This is a genomic window from Kribbella sp. CCNWLW201, from assembly GCF_037203805.1.
In the GTDB taxonomy this organism is placed as follows: domain Bacteria; phylum Actinomycetota; class Actinomycetes; order Propionibacteriales; family Kribbellaceae; genus Kribbella.
This window is the reverse complement of record NZ_JBBCBQ010000008.1, coordinates 1-19,342: the sequence shown is the minus strand read 5'-3', so window position 1 is coordinate 19,342 and position 19,342 is coordinate 1. Positions and strand designations below refer to the sequence as shown.

Here is a 19,342-nt window from a genome sequence, read left to right as displayed (position 1 = left end):
AGGTCGAGATGCAGGATGTGGAGGCGTTCGCCGCGGCGCTGCAGCGGGTACGACGAGAGGCCGGGCTGACCTATCGCGAACTGGCCGATCAGGCTCACTACTCGCACGCACACCTGGTCCGGGCGACCGGCGGCAAGCACCTGCCAAGCTGGGACGTGACGGCCGCGTTCCTCGCAGGCTGCGGCGTACCGGCCGACCTGATGCCGGTCTGGCGGCGCCGATGGGAGACCACGAGTCGCGGTCCGCAGGATCTTGTCGAACTGCTGCGCACCGCCGATTCCCTGACCGAACTCGGCACAGCGTTGTCGGCACTCGCGCGGCCGAGATCATCGCGCAGCCTGGAGCAGCTCACCGGGATCCCCCGGACCACCATCCAGGCCTGGTTCCAGGGCACGCGGCTGCCCGGCCGGGATCGGCTCGACCGGCTGGTCCGCGCGGTCGGCGCGACACCCGAGGAGCGCGCCGCGGTCGCCGAGACCCTCGACCGGATCAGCTCCAAGAGAAGCCTCAGCTCCGGAAGGTCCCCGGTGGTGCGGGCGGCGTGATGAAGCCCTCCGCGTCGGTGAGCGGCGCCGCCTTGCCGGCCAGCTCGCTCAGCGGCATCACGTCGTACGGCGGTTGAGCCCGCCGACCGGCCGTGGTCAGGTCTGGAACGGGCTGCCGTGACGCGACCAGGATGACGTTCCCGAATCCCTTGCCCCGAAGGACTTTCCGCTCAGCCAGTACGACGCCGTCGCCGAGCACCCCGCGCACTGTCGCCGCCGTACGACGGATGAACGGCAGGCCGGCCGAGCCGTCGATCAGGTTCGCGACCAGTACGCCGGTCGGCCGCAGCACCCGGACACATTCGGCGAAGAACTCGGCGGTGACCAGGTTCGACGGGACCGCCTCGTGCTCGAAGGCATCCAGGATCAGCAGGTCCATCGAATCGTCGTACAGCTCGGTGATCCCGGCCCGGCCGCTGACACCCCGCACTTTGATCCCGGCCCGCTGCGGCAGCGGCAGCGCCTCACGGACGAACTCGGTCAGATCCTCGTCGGGCTCCAGCACGATCTGCCGCGATCGCGGCCGGGTCACCGCGACGTACCGCGGCAGACTCAGCCCGGCGCCGCCCACGTGCACGACGGCGACCGGCTGACGTCGAGGCGCGACGGCATCGACGACATCGCCGATCCGTCGCATGTACTCGAAGGACAGGTTGGTGGGATCGGCAAGGTCGACCTGCGACTGCAGCGATCCGTCGACCCGGAGTACGAAGGTCCCGTCGGCCTCAGCCTCGACGGTCGCGGTTCCGGAGCCGACCTTGCGTTCCACCCGCCTATCTTGTCATCGCGATTCGATCTCCTCGGCCACCGCGATGTCGGTGTTGTCGGTGAACAGCCCGTCGATCCCGGCCTTGCGGTACGCCGCGATCTCGCCGAACAGGTTGCCCGAGTCGGCCGCCACCGCCGAGCTGTCGAAGTTCGCCGGCAGGAAGTTGTTCTCCACCCGGAAGGTGTACGGGTGCACGACAAGACCGGCGCGGTGCGCGTTGGCGACCAGGGCGGTCGGCTGCCCGAGCTTGCCAGTGGCGTCGAGCGGGATCACCTGATCCTTCGACGGGCCGAGACCCTTGGCGTACGTCGCGACCTCGCGCAGACCGGCCGGGCTGACGATGTCGGCGTACGTGCGCTTGTCGCCGGCGACAACGAAGTCGTACGGCGCTCCGGACGAGCTGGTGAGCTGGACCAGCGGGACCCGCAGCTGCGGGCGGAGATCCTTGAGGTTCGCCACCTCGAAGGACTGCACGAACACCTTGGCGTCCGGGCGGTTCAGGCCGTTGCGGTTCAGGGTCTTCACCAGCTCCGGCTCGAGCGCCAGGCCCTGCTGCTGGAAGTACGTCGGGTGCTTGGTCTCCGGGTAGATGCCGATCGGCCGCCCGAGCTCGCGGGACAGCCGGCGGCTCAGGTCGATGACCTCCTGCAGGGTCGGGACCTGGTAGTGGCCGTCGAACACGGTGTTGTGCTGGCGGACCGCCGGGATGCGCTCCTTCGCCCGGAGCGTGCGCAGCTCGGCCAGGGTGAAGTCCTCGGCGAACCACCCGGTCACCGCGACACCGTCGAGCTGCTTGGTCTTCTTCCGGGCCGCGAACTCCGGATGCGCCGCGACGTCCGTCGTACCGCCGATCTCCGGCTCGTGCCGGGCCACCAGCACCCGGTCCTTGGTGGTCACGAGGTCGGGCTCGATGTAGTCGGCCCCCATCCGGGCCGCCAGCTCGTACGACGCCAGCGTGTGCTCCGGCCGATACCCGGACGCACCCCGGTGCCCGACGATGACGAAGTCGTCGCGGTGCTTCTCGGCGGACTGGGCGGCGACGTCCGCGGCCGGGGCCGACTCGGGCACGACCTGCGGGACCAGCACGGCGGCGGCCACGGCCAGGGCCGAGGCGGCGGCGGGAACGAAGCGGCGGGGCAGCACCGTTCGAGTCATGGGCGATTCTCCTAACGCGTCAGGGACTAGGCCATGTCAGACACGGCCTAAGGCTCACACTCTTGGCGGGGAGCGACATCGGGGCGGCCTGATGGCGGACGGATGGTTGCTGCGGGGTGAACGATGCCACGGCGCCTGATGCCGGTCGAGTGGGTGGAGTCTCCCTTTCCGTCCCGCGGCGAGTGTGAGGAAGTCGTGGGCGCCCCAGCGTTGGGCTCGCGCGCGCGGCTTGCTAGCGTCCGAAGCACACACAATCAAATTCGTTCGAGGAGCGTGTCGTGAGCACTACACCGGTGAAGGTGGCCGTTACCGGGGCCGCTGGTCAGATCGGCTACAGCCTGCTGTTCCGGATCGCGAGCGGTGCGCTGCTCGGCCCGGACACGCCGGTCGAGCTCCGGCTGCTGGAGATCACGCCGGCGCTGAAGGCGCTCGAGGGGGTCGTGATGGAGCTCGACGACTGCGCCTTCCCGACGCTGGCCGGGGTGGAGATCGGCGACGACCCGAACGTCATCTTCGACGGTGCGAACGTGGCCCTGCTGGTCGGCGCCCGGCCGCGGACCAAGGGGATGGAGCGCGGCGACCTGCTGGAGGCGAACGGCGCGATCTTCACCGTCCAGGGCAAGGCGCTGAACGACAACGCCGCGGACGACATCCGGATCACCGTCACCGGCAACCCGGCCAACACCAACGCGCTGATCGCCCGCAGCAACGCGCCGGACATCCCGGCCGAGCGGTTCTCCGCGCTGACCCGGCTGGACCACAACCGCGCGCTGGCCCAGCTGGCGAAGAAGACCGGTACGCACGTCACCGACCTGAAGAAGGTGACGATCTGGGGCAACCACTCCGCGACCCAGTACCCGGACATCTTCCACGCCGAGGTGGCCGGCAAGAACGCCGCCGAGGTCGTGAACGACCAGGCCTGGCTGGAGAACGACTTCATTCCGACCGTGCAGAAGCGCGGCGCGGCGATCATCGAGGCCCGCGGCGCGTCCTCGGCGGCGTCCGCGGCGGCGGCCACGATCGACCACACCCGCGACTGGCTGCGCGGCTCGGCCGACGGCGACTGGCTGTCGATGGCGGTCGTCTCGGACGGTTCGTACGACGTCCCCGAGGGCCTGATCTCCTCCTTCCCGGTCACCACCAAGGACGGCAACTGGGAGATCGTCCAGGGCCTGGAGATCAACGACTTCTCCCGCACCCGCATCGACGCCAGCACCACCGAACTGGCCGAAGAACGCGACGCAGTCCAAACCCTCGGCCTCCTCGGCTGACCCCACCCAGCACAGAGAACCCCCGGGAGCTGACCTCCCGGGGGTTCTTGCGTCCGAAGAAGTGTGGGTTATAGCCCTCACTTCTTCGGACGCAACGGGTCAGCGCAGTGGGTAGGCGGCGATCACTGTTTGGTCGGTTGTGTTGCCTTTGGCATCGATCACGGTGGCTTTGAGGGAGAGCGTCGTACCGGCGGGGGTTGGGAAGACGGCTTTGTAGCCCACGCCGGAAGGTACGACGGAGGCGGGCTTCCAGGTGGCTCCGGCGTCGCCAGACACCTGCAGTTGGAGCTTCTTCACTGCCGGCAGCACCGCACCCGGCGTACCGTCGAGCACGATCGGAAGCACCGTGACCGGGGTCCGCTTGACCGTGTTCTGGTCGTTCACGTCCGGCTGGTAGCGAACCGTGCGGACCGGCAACGCCGTCTCCACCTCCGTCGCGGCCGAGCTGAACGTCGCCGTCAGGTCGGTCCGCGTCGAGAACCCGGACACCGTCTGCGTCCCCGACGTGACGAACGTGTACGACGCCTCGTCCGCCGGCAACCCGCTCGCCGAGACAGACCCGAACCCACCCGACGACGCCACTTCCGACCCGTTCCGATACAGCTTGCTGCTGCCGGACGTGTTCACCCGACCGACATGCCCGTCGGCGTCCGCGTAGCTCCACAACGACACCAGCAGCTCCGCGCCGTCCCGCGTCGCCCGGTAAACGGACGGCACGAAAGCGGCCGTGTTCCACCGCTCCCGGTAACTCCGCCCAGCCTGATAGGGCTTCGCCGTACCACTCAGATACCAGTCGCCGAACGGCACATCGACCCCGACGTCACTCGACCACCCACCCGGCGTCTGATCGAGGTAGTAGCGAATCGTCCGCGGCAGATCGAGATGCACCACCCGCGCGAAGACCCCGCCGACGTACGGCATGACCGGCCAGATCATCTTCTCGACCTGCTGACCGTCGGTCGCGTTCACCGCGTGATCGACCGTGGCGAGATCCTCCTGGCGCACCTCCCGCTGGAAACCGGTGACGAACTCACCGGGCTGATGGTTCGCGATCCCATACAGGTACGGCGTATTCGTGAAGAGCCCGTCACCCCGCACACCCCACTGCGACGTGACGTGCCCGGTCATCTCGGCCGCCGGCAGCGTCGGCCCGGTGCTCAACGTGAAGATCCGCCCGAACCCGAAGCCCGCCATCGCCGACCAGAAACCGTACTTCCCGTCGGGCGAGACGCGGTCGTAGCCGACATCGGAGTTCGCCTGCGAGGCATCGGCCCGCGGCACCGTGGTGGTGACGACCTTGCTCTTCCGCGCATCCAGGACGACATGCTGGTCGGACGTCAGCTTCACACTCGGCGCGACCAGTTTGTAGAAGGCCCAGTCCTCGGTGGCCAGCTCGAACTCCTGGAAGTTGTCCACCAGGTACCCGCCCTTCGGCAGCCTCACCTTCACCGTGCCGCTGTCGTCGCCGTACGACTGGAACGTGTCGTTGTCGAGCCCGACGACCAGGCTCGGATAGTCGCTCGGCGTTCCGTCCGGCCTGATCGTCGAGATGGTCAGCGTGTAGGCCTCGCCTTCCTTCTCCACTCCGACCGGTACGACGACCGAGACGCCACCTGAGCCGACGGCGGTGATGCGGCCGGAGTACAGCCCGTCGGCGCCGCTGTGGTTGGTGGCAGACGTCGCCTGGACCGTGGCGGTCCCACCCGCCGGCACGGTCAAAGTCGAAGCGCTCAACGACAATGCGCCAGACGGCGCAGCGCTCCCGTCCGGACCGTTCAACCTCGCGGTCAGAGACAACGTCACCGGCTGGTCGCCCAGGTTGCGGAAGGCAACGTCGCGCGTGACCGGTTCGTCGTCGTTGTGCGGGAAGGCCGCAGTACCGAATGACACACTGCCCGGCTCGGCGATGACGGTCTGCTTGATCGCGGCCGCCACGTCGATCCGCCCGGCGCCTTGCTGGAAGGACGTCTGATCGGCGGCGACCTTGGCCGAACCCATCAACGTGCCCTTGAGCTGCCCCGGCGTCCAGGCCGGGTGCTGCTGCAGGAGCAGCGCTGCCGCTCCCGCGGTGTGTGGCGCGGCCATCGACGTACCCGAGAGTCGCAGGTACCGGTCGCCGACCGGCTCGCCGATCGACGAGTCCTTCGACTTCGCCGCCACGATGTCCGTGCCAGGCGCGGTCACGTCCGGCTTGACCGCGCCGTCGCCGACCCGCGGGCCACGGCTCGAGCGGAAGTTCAGCTGATCCTGCTTGTCCACGTTGCCGACCGTCAGTGCCGCGTCCGCGCTACCCGGCGAACCGATGGTGCGATCCTCGGGTCCGGAGTTGCCCGCCGAGATGACGAACAGCGTGCCGGTGTCGGCGGTCAGCCGGTTGACGGCGTCTTCCAGCGGGTCGATCTCGGGGGTGTCCGTGCCGCCGAGGCTCAGGTTGATCACCCGGGCCTTCACCTCGTTCGCGGCCCACTCCATCCCCGCCAGGATCGCCGACTCCTGGCAGCCCCACTCCTCGCACACCTTGCCGTCGTACAGCTTGGCGTCCGGGGCGACACCCTTGTACTTGCCGTCCGACGCGGCCCCAGTGCCCGCGATCGTCGACGCCACATGGGTGCCGTGACCGACGATGTCGTCGGCGGACTCGGTGGTGAAGTTCCGTTCCCCGGCCACCTGGGTAGCCAGGTCCGGGTGGGTGGCGTCGATGCCGGTGTCGAGTACGGCGACCGACACGCCCTTACCGGTGTAGCCGGCCTGCCATGCCGCCGGGCCGCCGATCTGCGGGACCGACTGGTCCAGCGAGATCTTCCGCTTGCCGTCCAGCCAGACCTTGCCGATCCCGTTGGCAGACCGGGCGGTCGCCGTACCCAGGAAGGCTGTTGCGTTCTTCTTGTCTACCGACAACGCGGCCGCGCCGATCGACGGGAGCTGCCGGGTGATCTTCGCGCCGGCAGGTGCCGAGCGCTTCGCGGTGCCCTGGTACGTCGCCAGCACCGGAATCACCGTGGTCGACGCGTCGTCGTACCCGTTCTCGATCAACCCGGTCACGTCGAACAGCCGGCGGTCCAGCCGCCCGTCCGACACCGCGGCCTGGACATCGGACGGGATCACATAGGACTGCTTCTTCGTCCGATACCTATTGAAAACGACGTGCTGCCGGCCAGCGCCGGGCTCGATGGTCGCGTTGGCCGGATCGCCACCGCGCACCGTGACCTTGTCCCCGGTGATCAACGTGATCCGGATGTCTTTGGCCCCGGCAGCCTTGGGCGCCGGGGATGGAGCGGCATGGGCCGGCACTCCCACACCGGCAGCTATCAGGCCTGCGGTCGCCAGCAAGGCGACCGCAGGCACTGCTCTGTGTCTCGATATCGAACTGAAAGCCACGACGGGCCCTCCCCAGGAGTTCGGTGTCATTACGCAGACTCATCAACGTAAGGAACCGGCTTCCGGGTTGCATGCGACCGATCAGCGGTTCCGGTAGGCGTTGATCACCGTCTGGGTCGCGGTGTTCCCGTCGCGGTCCACGACCACGGACCGCAGCGACATCACCTTCGCCGCCGGCGTCCTGAAGACCGCGGCATACGTCCCGTTCGCCTGCGGTACGACGATCGCCTTCTGCCAGGTCTTGCCACCGTCACCGGACACCTCCACCGCGACGGACCGGATCCCCGGCACCTTCGCCCCCGGCTGATTCACCACCGCGAACGGCAGCGTGGTCACCGTCTTCCGCTCCACCGAGTTCCGCGCGTCCACCACGGGCCGGAACTCGACCGACCGCAGCGGCAGCACCTCCTTGGCGCCTCCGGTGTCCTGCGAGTTGAACGTCCACACGTGGTCGACCCGCGTCGCCAACTGCATCAACGACCGCTGCAACGAGACTTCCAGCCGGTACGACGCCTTGGCCGCCGGCGCGTTCTCCACGAGCAACTGCCCTGCCCACGAGTCGTCTCCGGCCAGCAACTTGCCATCCCGGTAGAGCCGGGTGACGCCCTTGTCGTACGCGAACGTCGTACCCGCGTGCCCGTCCTGATCCGACACCGGGAACATGAACACGGTCAACTCGTTGCCGGTCCGGTAGCTCCCGTCGCCCAGACCGAACCCGGTGTTCGCGACCGCGGCACCCCAACGCTCCCGATACGCCTTGCCCGGCGACAACTTCACGTCGGCCGAACCCAGCAACAGCGGGTAGTCCTCGTCCTCACCGTTCCGCACGATGTGGGTGACATCGGCGGCCCATGTCAGACCCTTGGCGTCGAAGTAGTGCGTCGCAGCAGCCGGTACGTCGTACTCGATCGGAATGCCGGCCGTGGTGAAGCCCAGGTCCTCCAGCCAGCCGAAGCGGGAGTCGCTGGCGATCAGGCCCGCATGATCAGCGTTGTACTGCGTCCGCACCTTGGCCAGCCCGCTCTCCCGCACCACCCGGTGATAGCCGGTGTAGTAGCCGCCATGCTTGCTCTGCAAGAGGTTGTAGCTGTACGGCGCATTGCGCGGACCGCCCGCCTTGCCCGGGACGACCCAGCGCGAGTTGGCCCAGGACAGCATCTCGTCGGCAGGCGCCGGCGCTCCGATCGAGCCGACGTACAGCTTGCTCAGGTCCGACGTGGTCATGGTCGCGTCGTGCGCCCACTCGGCCAGGGACCGCCAGTACCCGAAGTGCGCCTCCACCAGCTTGGTGTCCTTGCGAGGCAGCGTCATCGTGACCGGCTTGGCCTTGCGGGCGTCCACCGGGAGCACTGTGGTCTTGCCGACCATCAGATTCGGCCACACCAACTGGTAGATGCGCTCGGCGTCGTCACCGACCAGGCCCTCGACGAAGTACCGGCCCTTGGGCAGCCGCAGTTTCGCGACTCCCAGCGCGTCGGTCTCGACCTCCTTGAGGTAGTCCTTGTCGACCCCGTAGATGACGGAGTAGTTCCGGTCGGTCCCCTTGCCGTTGGGCAGCAGGTGCTTCACGGTGACGTCGTAGCTCTCGATCTCCTTGTCCACCACGAGCGGAGTACCGATGGAGACACCGGGAGCGGTTGCGACCACGCGACCGGAGTACACGCCGTCCGGACCGTTGTGCCGGGTGTCGGAGGTGACGGACACCGAAGCGGTCTTGCCTGCGGCGATCGTCAGCGAGGTCGCGCTCAGCATGAAGGCCTCTGCCGGACCCGGCTTCCCGCCGATGGTCGAGCTGACCTTCAGAGACAGCGTGACCGGCTTGGTGCCGAGGTTCCGGTAGGTCAACTGCTTCACCACCGGCTTGTCGTCCTGGTGCGGCCAAAACGCCGTTCCGTAGGACAGGCTGCCCGGCACCGGCAGGACAGAGTCAGTGATCGCGTTCGCCGCATCGATCTGCCCCGAGCCCTGCTCGTACGGCGTGAGTCCGTCGAGCGGCTTGGCCGTCGCCATCAGCGCGGCCTTGAGCTCGGAGGCCTTCCACGCCGGGTGTTGTTGCACCAGCAGCGCCGCAGCACCGGCCGTGTGCGGGGTCGCCATCGACGTGCCGTCGAGGGACAGGTAGTCCTTGCCGACCGGGTCACCGATGACGGCGTCCTTCGCCCGGGCAGCGACGATGCCGACACCGGGTGCGGTGACGTCCGGCTTGATCCCGCCGTCACCGATCCGCGGGCCGCGGCTGCTGAACTCGGCCAGCACGTCCTTCTTGTCCACCGCACCGACGGTCAGCGCGGCCTCCGCCGAACCCGGCGAGTTCACCGAACTCACGTCCGGTCCATCGTTGCCCGCAGCAACGACGAACAAGGCGCCGGTCTGCGTGGTCAGCCGGTTCACCGCGGCCTCGATCGGGTCCAGCTCGGGTCCGTCCAGGCCGCCTAGGCTGACGTTGACCACGCGAGCCTTCTGCTGGACGACGGACCACTCCATCCCGGCCAGGATCGCGGAGTCCTCGCACCCGCCGTCGTTGTCGCATACCTTCGCGTCGACAAGCTTCGCGTCCGGCGCCACGCCTTTGTACTTGCCGTTCGAGGCGGCCGCCGTACCCGCGATCGTGGAGGCCACATGGGTTCCGTGACCGAAGCCGTCGCCGGCGGGTCCGGTGGTGAAGTTCTTGGCCGCGACCACCTGGCCCTTGAAGTCCGGGTGGGTGCTGTCGATACCGGTGTCGACCACCGCGACCCGCACACCCTTGCCGGTGTAGCCGGCCTTCCAGGCTGCGGGCGCGCCGATCCGCGGCACGCTCTGGTCGAGCGTGGTGTGCCGCTTGGCGTCCAGCCAGATCTTGTCGGCCGTCCTTGTCCGCGCCGAGTTCAGCCCGGTGAAGAACTGGCTTGCGGCGCCCTTGTCGACCTTCAGAGCGGACAGGCCGACGGTCGGCAGGTCCCGTACGAACGTTGCTCCCGGCAACGCTTTGCGAGCGCGTGGTCCGGCCGAGGTGATCAAGACCGGGATCGCCTTCGCGTGCGCGTCGTCGTACTGCATCTCCAGCAGGCCGGAGACGTCGAACAGGCGGCGGTCCAGGCGGCCGGATGTCACCTCCGAGCTGACATCCAGCGGGATCACCGAGAGCCGGCCGTTCGTACGGCTGATCCGGAACGTGACCGCCTCCCGGCCCTTGCCCGGTGTGACGGTGACACGTTTGATGTCGCCGTCCTTCAGCACCACGCGGTCGCCGGTGATCAGGGTGACGAGCTTGTCCCTGGCATGCTTCGCGGTGACTGTCGTCTTCGTGTCGGCTTGCGGTTGGGCGGCCTGAGCCCCACCGCCGCCGGTCAGCGACACGGCAAGCACCGCGGCCGTGACGACCGCGGTGCCTGCCAGCGCTTTCTTCCTCGACCCCATTGCATCCTCCCCGAGTTGTGTTGGCCTACTCGAGAAGTGTGACGCCGATGATCCGGCTGGGGTTTATTGCGATTTCCTTTCTGCCCGTTAGGGATTCGTCATCGGAGCGGGTAGGCACCGATCACGGTCTGATCGGTGACGTTGCCCTCGGCATCGATCAGGTGCGCCTTCAACGACACGGTCTTCGCGTCCTGCGGCGTGGCGAAGATCGCCTTGTACGTGCCCTTGCCGGTCGGCGCGACCGCGGCCTTCTGCCACGTCTTGCCGTCGTCACCGGAGTACTGGATCTCCAGCTTCTTGACCACCGGCAGGGCCTGGCCCGGCACCCCGTCGACGACCACCGGCAGCACTGTCACCGGCTTGCGTTCCGCGACGTTGTGACTGTCCACCGTCGGCTGGTAGCGCACCCCGAGCATCGGCAGCGAGGTCTCCTTGGCGGTCGCGGCCGAGGAGAACGTCCAGCTCAGATCCGTCCTGGTGCTGAACGTCGAATACGTCTGCCGCGTCTGCGAGGTCTCCAACGTGTACGTCGCCTTCTCCGCCGGCAGACCGTCCGTCTCGATGTAACCGAAGTACGGCGATTCGGCGACGACCTTCCCGTCCCGGATCAGCTTGCTGGACTGGCTGTCCATCAGGCCGAACCCCTTGTTGCCATCGGCGTCCGACAGCGAGTAGGCCGACAGCAGCAGGTAGTCCTCCAACCGGCTGGCGATCTCCGGCGTCGAGGTGAGAGCCGCCGCGTTGAACCGCTCCCGGTAGGTCTTACCCGCCTTGTACTCCCGGACCGGTGAGCTCAGCCGGCTGACCATGATCGGGAACGGGTTCTCCGGATCCGGGTTCGGCATGACCTCGGCCACGCCCTGCTGCCAACTGGCCGGCTTGTCGTCGACCAGCAGTTTGGTGTTCGCCGGGACGTCGTACGGCATCACGATCGCCCAGGATCCGCCCATGTGCGGCGCGCTGCCGAAGACGGTTCGCTCCATCTGCCGGTCCGAGGTCGCGTTGATGGTCTGGTCGATCACGGCCAGCTCCTTCGCCTTGACGTCGCGGACGAGGCCGGTCGGGTAGACCCCCGGAGTCGCGTCGACCTGGCCGTAGAAGTACGGCGAGTTCGCGAACGACTGGTTCGCGCCCAGTTTCGCCCACTGCGACGCGACATGGCCGGTCATCTGCTCCGGTGGCAACGCTGGGCCCACTTGCGCGGAGTACACACCAGTGAAGTCGCCGAGCAGCAACGACGAGCCCAGCCCCCGACGTCCGTCCGCGGAGGTGCGGTCGTAGCCGAGGTCGCCGAGCGCCAGTGCGGCGTCGGCCCGCGGCACGGTGACCTTGACCGGCTTCGCGGCCCGCGCGTCGAGCACCACGGTGGTGTTCTTGGTCAGCGGAACGCTCGGCTGGACGAGGGAGTAGATGCCCGAACCCTCGCCGGGCTGGCTGCCCTCGACGGCGTACTCGCCCTTCGGCAACCGCAGCTTCGTCGTCGGCCCCTCGATGAAGGTGAACACGTCCGTGTCCAGGCCGAAGATCAATCCGAACGCCAGGGCCGGCTTGCCGTCGATACCGACGTTGTTGATGGTGAGGTCGTAGCTCTCCTTCTCCTTGTTCACCCCGATCGCCGACTGCACGGTGGTGTCGCCGCCGGTCGCGGTGATCCGGCCTGAGTAGCCGCCATCCGGGCCACTGTGGTTGGTGTTCGACGTCGCCTGCACCGACGCGGTCCCGCCGGCCGGGACGGTGACGGTGGTCGCGCTGAGCTTGATCGCGTCAGCCGGAGCGGGCGCTCCGTCCGGACCGGCGAGCGTCGCGGTCAGGTTGAGCGTCACCGGCTGGTCGCCGAGGTTGCGGTAGGTGAGCGTCTTGGTCACCGGGGTGTCGTCGTCGTGCGGCCAGATTGCCGTACCGAACGACACACTGCCCGGCTCGGTGATCACGGACTGCTTGATGCCCTTGGCGACATCGATCCGGCCCGCCCCCTGCTGGAAGGCGGTCTGGTCGGCTGCCGGCTTCGCCGACGCCATCAGCGCGCCCTTGAGCTCGCCGGCCTTCCAGTTCGGGTGCTCCTGCGCCAGCAGCGCGGCCGCTCCCACGGTGTGCGGGGTGGCCATCGACGTACCGGAGAGCGTCAGGTACTTGTCGCCGACCGGTTCGCCGATGATCGACTTCGCCGCCTTGGCCGCGACGATGTCGACACCGGGCGCGGTGACGTCCGGCTTGACCGCACCGTCGCCGACCCGCGGGCCACGGCTGGAGAATTCGGCCAGCTTGTCCTGCTTGTCCACCGCTCCGACCGTCAGCGCGGCGTCCGCACTACCGGGTGAACCGACCGTGCCCTCCCCCGGACCGTCGTTGCCGGCCGCGATCACGAACAGCGTGCCGGTCTGCGCGGTCAGCCGGTTCACGGCCTCCTCGAGCGGGTCCACCTCCGGGGTGTCGGTACCACCGAGGCTGAGGTTGACGACCTTCGCCTTCACCTCGTTCGCGGCCCACTCCATGCCGCCGAGAATCGCGGACTCAGGGCAGCCGCCTTGCTCGCACACCTTGCCGTCGTACAGCTTGGCGTCCGGTGCGACGCCCTTGTACTTGCCGTTCGAGGCGGCCGCCGTACCGGCGATGGTCGAGGCGACGTGCGTGCCGTGACCGACCAGATCCTCGTCCGACTCCTCGGTGAAGTTCTTCCCGCCCGCGACCTGACTGGCCAAGTCGGGGTGGGACTTGTCGATCCCGGTGTCGAGTACGGCGACCGAGACGCCCTTGCCGGTGTATCCGGCCTGCCAGGCGGCCGGGGCCCCGATCTGCGGAACCGACTGGTCGAGGCTGATCTCGCGCTTGCCGTCGAGCCAGATCTTCTCCACGCCGGCCGCGGACCGGGCCGAGGTGACCCCGGTCAGGAAAGTGGCGGCCTTCGCCTTGTCCACCTTCATCGCCGCGCCGTTGACGACCGGCAGCTGGCGGGTCACCGTCGCTCCGGGCGCGGCCGACCGCGACCGGGTCTTCCCGGCATACGTCACGACGACCGGGATCGCGCTGGTCGACTTGTCGTCGTACCCGGCCTTGATCAGGCCGGTCACGTCGAACAGCCGGCGGTCCAGGCGGCTGCTGGTGAGTTGATCCTGTACGTCGGAAGGTACGACGTACAGGTGGTTCTTGGTGCGTTGGGTGCTGAAGGTGATGCCGTCACGGCCGGGCCCTGGCTTGACCGCGGCTCGCGCCGGGTCGCCGCCGTACAGGGTGATCCGGTCACCGGTGACCAGGGTGACGACCTTGTCGACCGCCTGGGCCTTGACGGCCTGGGCTTGGACTTGGTCCTGCGGGGGTGATGCCTGAGCCAGGCCGGATAGGCCCACACTCAGGGCTGCGATCGCGGCGACGGCCAGGCCGAAGCGACGCGATCGTGGTGTGGATCGCACGATGAGTTCCCTCCCGTTCGGTTGTCCTCACATCGGGCCGATCGGCCGCCTCACACTGCGGAACCGATCTGCCACTCACCGTTAGATGTCCGGACTAGGCCAAATGGTTGCTGTCAGCCCCTGCCGTGGCATGAAGCTGCAACGATCGGTTCCCGTCAGGGCAGGATCCGGCCCTCGCGCATGACAAGAGTGCGGTGGGCGATGTAGTCGACCAGGCGATGGTCGTGGGAGATGAACAGATAGCCGAGGCCGAGTTCCCGCTGGAGCTCGGCCAGCAGGTTGATCACGCCGGCGCGGACCTTCGCATCCAGGGAGGAGACCGGTTCGTCGAGGACGAGCAGGCGGGGATCGCTGGCGAGAGCGCGGGCGATGCCGACGCGCTGGCACTGGCCGCCGGACAGTTCGCGCGGCCGGCGGTCTTTGAGGGTCGGGTCCAGCCGGACCTGATCCATCAGTTCGGCGACCCTGGCCGGGCCGGTCTGCGAGTCCCAGCGGCCTTGGACCTTGAGCGGTTCGGCTATCGCGTCGCCGATCTTCTGGCGTGGGCTGAGGGAGCCGTAGGGGTCCTGGAAGACCGGTTGCATGGCTGGGCGGCTCTTGTGGATCGTGCTGTCGTCCAGCCTGGTGCCTTCGAGGTGGATCTCGCCGGCTTCTGGGCGTCGGAGGTGGAGTACGGCGGACGCCGTACTGGACTTGCCGCAGCCGGATTCGCCGATCAGGGCGAGGGTTTCACCGTGGTGGATGTCGAAGGAGACGTTGTCGACCGCGGGTTCGTCGCGGCCGGGGTAGCACACAGTCAGGTTGCGTACGGCGAGCAGCGGTGGGGTCTTGGTTGGCGGCGGATCGGTCCTGGGGTGGATGTTCTCGGCGCGGGGTGACTCGGCGGCCTGACCTTCGTGGAGGGCGAGGATGCGGTCGGCGTACGTCGCGACGGCGTCCTGGTCATGGGTGACGAGGACGACGGCGGAGTCGTCTCTCAGTCCAGTCAGGAGGTCCAGGATCTGGGCCTGGATCCGTGGGTCGAGGGCAGTGGTGGGTTCGTCCGCGACGATCAGCTCGGGCTGATTGACGATCGCCATCGCGATCACGGCACGTTGGCGCATGCCGCCGGAGAACTCGTGCGGGTAGGCACGAGCCCGCTTTTTGGCGTCTGGAATGCCCACCCGGTCGAGGATGTCGACTGCCTTATTGTCGGCAATCCTCTTGTCGACGCCTTGAACGGATCGGACCGCCCGGGCGAGTTGTGCGCCGATGGTGTGGACCGGACTCAGCACCGAGAGGGCGTCCTGCGGTACGAATCCCAGTCGGCGGCCGCGCAGGTCGGCGTACTCGGACTGTGCGGCTCCGGCAAGCTCGCGATCGTCGAAGCGGATGCTGCCGCGGACCTCGGCCTCGGGTGGGAGCAGACCGAGGACGGCCTGCATGGTGAGTGACTTGCCGGCGCCGGATTCTCCAACCAGGGCGAGGACTTCGCCCTTGTCCACGGTGAAGGACAGGCCGCGGACAGCGTGGGTTTCGCGGAACCGGACGTGCAGGTCGCGGACGTCGAGAAGCGTCATCGGCGTCGTATCGTCGAGAGGGAGACCGCGAGGGCCGCGAGGATCAGGAGCATGAGTGCGGGGGCGAGGGTGGCCCAAGGGGCGCGTTCGACGTACGGCAGGGATTCGGCGAGACCGGTGCCCCATTCGGGCGCCGGCGGTTGGGTGCCGAGGCCGAGGAATCCCAATGAGGCAAGGGCAAGGGCGATCCCTGGCAGTCGGAGTACGGCGTGACGCGCGACCGGTCCGACGACCGCTGGGAGGACGTGGCGGGTGAGGATCCAGGACCGGCTCGAGCCGATCGCCTTCTGGGCCGTCAGGTAGGCGGCGGCTCTGGTCTCTTGGGTCAAGGCCGCGGCGTGGGCGGCGAGTGGCGGCCAGGAGACGAGGGCGACTGCTATGGACGCGCCGAGAGTGCCGGGACCGAGGACGGCGACGACGAGAATGCCGGCGATGACCGGCGGTACGGCGTTCGCGGTCTCGGAGATGCCTTCGGTCACGGCTGGTATGAGGCCGGCTCCCAAAGCAATGACGAACGAGCCTGCGCAGACGAGGACCGCAGTACCGATGGTGGTGGCAGCGCCATGTCCGACTCGGGCGAGGACGTCGCGGCCAAGCGAGTCGGTGCCGAGCGGGTGGTCCCAGCTCGGCGCCGCGAGGCGTGCGGTGGTGTCGAGGTGGAGCGGGTCGAGGTTGAGGCCCCAGGTGATCGTGGCGGCCAGAATGATCGCGCAGACGATCGCGGTCAGCTTTTGCGATCGTCCGGTGGGTGCTGCCGGGGCTGTCGGCAGGGTCAGGGCTTGGTCGCGCAGGCCGGGACCGAGGAGGCGTCGTCGGGTCACTTGCGCGAGGAGGCCGGCTATGACGCCGAGGAGGATCAGTGCGAGCACGGATCCTTGCAGCAGTGGGAGATCCTGGGACTCGGCGGCGCCCAGGGCGGTGCGGCCGATGCCTGGGATGGCGAACACGGTCTCGACCGCGACCGCGCCTCCGGTGAGTCCGACGGCGACCATGCCGAGTTGAGGTACGACGGCCGGCGTGGCACGTCGTACTGCAGCTGCCCCGATGCTGAGTGGAGTGCAGCCGGCGGAACGCCACAAGCTGACCCAGCGCTCCGCGAACACCGCGGGCAACGCATCGTCGACCAACCGCCCGAGGATGCCACCCGCCGGCAGCGCGAGAGCCAGCGCCGGGAGGATCAGATGCTTTGGGCCTTCCCACCCGTACGGCGGTAACCACCCGAGCCACACCGAGAACGCCAACATCAGCAACGTCGCCAGCAAGAACTCAGGCAACGCCGCCAACCCGGTCGCGACCACCCCATGGCCTCCGGTGCGCAACGTCCCCCTCGCACCACGAACCAACGTCGGCGCGCACATCGCGGCGGCGATCACGACCGCGATCCCCAGTGCCGCTCCCATCAAGGTCAACGAGGCACCCGCCGCCGTCACCACAGACGGCAACACGTCAGCCCCGTTGGCCCAAGACGTGCCCAGATCCCCTCGGACCACGCCCCCGAACCACCGACCGAGCAACGTGAACGGCCCCGCATCCAGCCCAAGCTCACTCCGCACAGCCGCAATGGCCTCAGCGGTCGGCTCCTGCTCCGCCGTCCGAGCCCGCAACACCGACAAAGCCGGATCCCGCCCCGACAACCAAGGCAACAACCCAACCCCCACCAAAACCACCCCAAGCGCCCCCACCCGAGACACCGTCGCTACGACACCACGCCGTACGTCACCGCCATCCCTCGACCGCGCCCGACGCCCACCAACCACCGACGCCCCAAGCCTTTCACCGCGCACCGCATCAGCCACGACCTCAACCCGAGCACCACCCGGCCTCGGGCCACCCACGCCACTCACCGGGCACCCTCACCTGCTGCGCCTTCCAGCGGCGCAAGCCGCCCGGCGCGAGCCACCGCGTTCCGGCGCGACCGATCCGTCAACTCCACCTGACCATCACCCGACCCGCTCACCTACTCCACCTTCATTTCAAGTGGGTTGATGCTGTGACGAGGAGCCTTTCGCGGGGGTCTTTGGCTGAGTTGGCGAGAGTTGTGGCGTCGCCTTGGATTACTCGTTCGTGGAGGAGTGGGATGGCTGCGTCGGTGCGGAGGACGGCGGCCTCGGCTTCCAGGATCGCGGCTCGGCGGGTGTCGCCGGTTTCGGTGCCGGCTGCCTTGGTGAGGGCGGTGTCCACCTTGGGATCGCAGAGTTGGGAGATGTTGAAGGAGCCTTGGCAGGCGAAGTCGGAGTACAGGTAGGCCACCGGATCACCCGAGTCGAGCACCGTCGCGCGGGACAGGATGAAGGCGTCGAACTTCCCCGCCAGCGCGTCCTCCTCGATATGCGCGTACTCGCGGACCACCTGCTTCACCGTGAACCCGGCCTGCTGCAACTGTTGCTGCAAAACCGACGCCACCTCCGGCAGTTCAGCTCGATCAGAGAACGTCGCGAGAGTGATCGTCGTACCGGCCGCCGACTTCCCCGCCGTACGACCGGTCAACTCCTTGCGACCCTCAGCCGCCCACGGCAACGCCGGCCCGAGCAGACCGGCAGCCTTGTCGGCACGTCCTTCGTATACGCCCTTCACCAGCGCATCCCGGTCGATCGCATCCCGGATCGTTGCCCGCAGCCCCGGATCCTTCAACGGCCCGGACTGCGTGTTGAGATAGAGCGTGTTCGTCCGCGGCATCGGCACCTCGGTCACCGTCTCCGGCTCCAGCAGCGCCGCCTGCGACACCGGGATCGACTCCACCAACTGCGCCGCCCCACTCCGGATCGCCGCCGCCCGCGCCGCCCCGTCCGGCACGAACGACACATCGATCCCCGCGGCCTGCGCGCGCCCACCCCAGTAACCGTCGTACCGATCAAGCCGCGCGCCACTCGTCCCACGCACCTCGACCAGCTCGAACGGTCCACTCCCGGTGCCGACCGGGTTGACCCGCGTCTTCGTGTACGCCGCCTTGGACAGAATGGACAACTGCGGTGACGACAATCGCTGCGGCACCAGGGGATCCGGACCGCCCGTGGTGACCACGAGCTGATTGCCCTTGGCAACCGCAGTCAACTGCACGCCGTCCAGGATCCGTGGTTTCGGTGACGCGGTCGTTGCCTTGGTCAACGCGTACGCCGCAACCTCGGCCGTCAGCGTCGTACCGTCATGGAACCGCACCCCCGGGCGGACGGTGAACTCCCAGCTCCGCGCTGAGACCCGCTTCCACGCGGTCGCCAGCCCCGGCTGCGCATCGCCGACCTCATCCAGGGTGACGAGCGTCTCCGCCGTGCTCCACCGCGACAACTTGAACGCGTCGTCACTGAACGGCGACAACCCCGACCGCGGCGGCTGCATCATCGCCACCTTGATCCGCCCGTCACTCGCGGCGGTCACCGGAGCCTGATCACTCCCACCGGCAAAACACCCGGCCAACAACACCGAGGACACCAAAACCCCAACAACAGCACGCACAAACGCCTCTTCCCGATGGCGGACGGGTCACCGGGAAACTAGCACATGAAAACCATTATCGTTAAATCGGAGACGAGACCCGCCGGCTGGCGCTGTGGAGTGCGGGGTCGGGTACGGCGGTAGCGGGATGCCGGATCGGGTACGACGGTTGTCGTGTCGCATGCGCCTGTAAGGCGGCTGGGTTGCCGGGTGCTCATGTCGGGCGATTGTGGGGCGCATGCTCAGGTTGGGCAGCTGGGGTTGTCGCGTGCTGCGGTAGCGCGACTGTGGTTGCCGGGTGCTCGGTAGGGCGACTGTGGTTGTCGGGTGCTGCGAGAAGGCGACTGTGGTGGCGCGGCTCCGGGCTGCGTGATGGTGCTAGTCGTGGTGGTGTGCGTCAAGGGCGCCTTCGGCGTCCCTGCGGGAGCTT

General features: G+C 68.2%; 10 protein-coding genes. 2 read left to right on the top strand and 8 right to left on the bottom strand.

Annotated elements, in window-relative coordinates; translation table 11 throughout:
- Positions 1-8 precede the first annotated feature (8 nt).
- A complete protein-coding gene (locus V9K99_RS28490; RefSeq protein ID WP_337011807.1) occupies positions 9-545 on the top strand; it encodes a helix-turn-helix transcriptional regulator in 537 nt (178 codons plus the stop codon).
- Here the strand turns inward: V9K99_RS28490 and V9K99_RS28485 are convergent.
- Together V9K99_RS28485 and V9K99_RS28480 are read right to left on the bottom strand one after the other, a co-directional pair.
- Entirely contained in the window at positions 508-1,314 is an 807-nt protein-coding gene (locus V9K99_RS28485; RefSeq protein WP_337011809.1) for a spermidine synthase, read from the bottom strand. The two genes, V9K99_RS28490 and V9K99_RS28485, sit on opposite strands and share 38 nt — an antisense overlap.
- 12 nt (positions 1,315-1,326) lie before the next feature.
- Entirely contained in the window at positions 1,327-2,469 is a 1,143-nt protein-coding gene (locus tag V9K99_RS28480) for a glycerophosphodiester phosphodiesterase (protein WP_337011811.1), read from the bottom strand.
- A 278-nt stretch (positions 2,470-2,747) separates the two neighbouring features.
- On the opposite strand from V9K99_RS28480, the gene V9K99_RS28475 reads away from it, so the two are divergent.
- Positions 2,748-3,740 (top strand): malate dehydrogenase, encoded by a 993-nt coding sequence (locus tag V9K99_RS28475; RefSeq protein WP_337011813.1) that lies wholly within the window; start codon positions 2,748-2,750, stop codon positions 3,738-3,740.
- A gap of 99 nt (positions 3,741-3,839) precedes the next feature.
- Here V9K99_RS28475 and V9K99_RS28470 read toward each other — a convergent pair whose 3' ends face one another.
- The 6 genes from V9K99_RS28470 to V9K99_RS28445 all read right to left on the bottom strand — a co-directional run bounded on the left by V9K99_RS28470 (position 3,840) and on the right by V9K99_RS28445 (position 18,855).
- Positions 3,840-7,085 carry a S8 family serine peptidase gene (locus tag V9K99_RS28470; RefSeq protein ID WP_337011814.1) on the bottom strand — a complete coding sequence of 1,082 codons (3,246 nt, stop codon included), beginning with the start codon at positions 7,083-7,085 and terminating at the stop codon, positions 3,840-3,842.
- A 114-nt stretch (positions 7,086-7,199) separates the two neighbouring features.
- Positions 7,200-10,517, bottom strand: coding sequence for a S8 family peptidase (locus V9K99_RS28465; protein WP_337011816.1), 3,318 nt, complete (start codon positions 10,515-10,517; stop codon positions 7,200-7,202).
- A 98-nt stretch (positions 10,518-10,615) separates the two neighbouring features.
- On the bottom strand, positions 10,616-13,924 hold the full coding sequence (locus tag V9K99_RS28460) for a S8 family serine peptidase (protein WP_337011818.1): 3,309 nt from the start codon (positions 13,922-13,924) through the stop codon (positions 10,616-10,618).
- Positions 13,925-14,079: 155 nt separating this feature from the next.
- Positions 14,080-15,483: an ABC transporter ATP-binding protein gene (locus V9K99_RS28455; protein ID WP_337011820.1), complete on the bottom strand. Its 1,404-nt coding sequence runs from the start codon at positions 15,481-15,483 to the stop codon at positions 14,080-14,082.
- Positions 15,480-16,928: an ABC transporter permease subunit gene (locus V9K99_RS28450; protein ID WP_337011821.1), complete on the bottom strand. Its 1,449-nt coding sequence runs from the start codon at positions 16,926-16,928 to the stop codon at positions 15,480-15,482. The genes V9K99_RS28455 and V9K99_RS28450 overlap by 4 nt, the downstream gene beginning before the upstream one ends.
- A gap of 523 nt (positions 16,929-17,451) precedes the next feature.
- Positions 17,452-18,855 carry an ABC transporter substrate-binding protein gene (locus V9K99_RS28445; RefSeq protein ID WP_337011823.1) on the bottom strand — a complete coding sequence of 468 codons (1,404 nt, stop codon included), beginning with the start codon at positions 18,853-18,855 and terminating at the stop codon, positions 17,452-17,454.
- Positions 18,856-19,342: the final 487 nt, after the last annotated feature.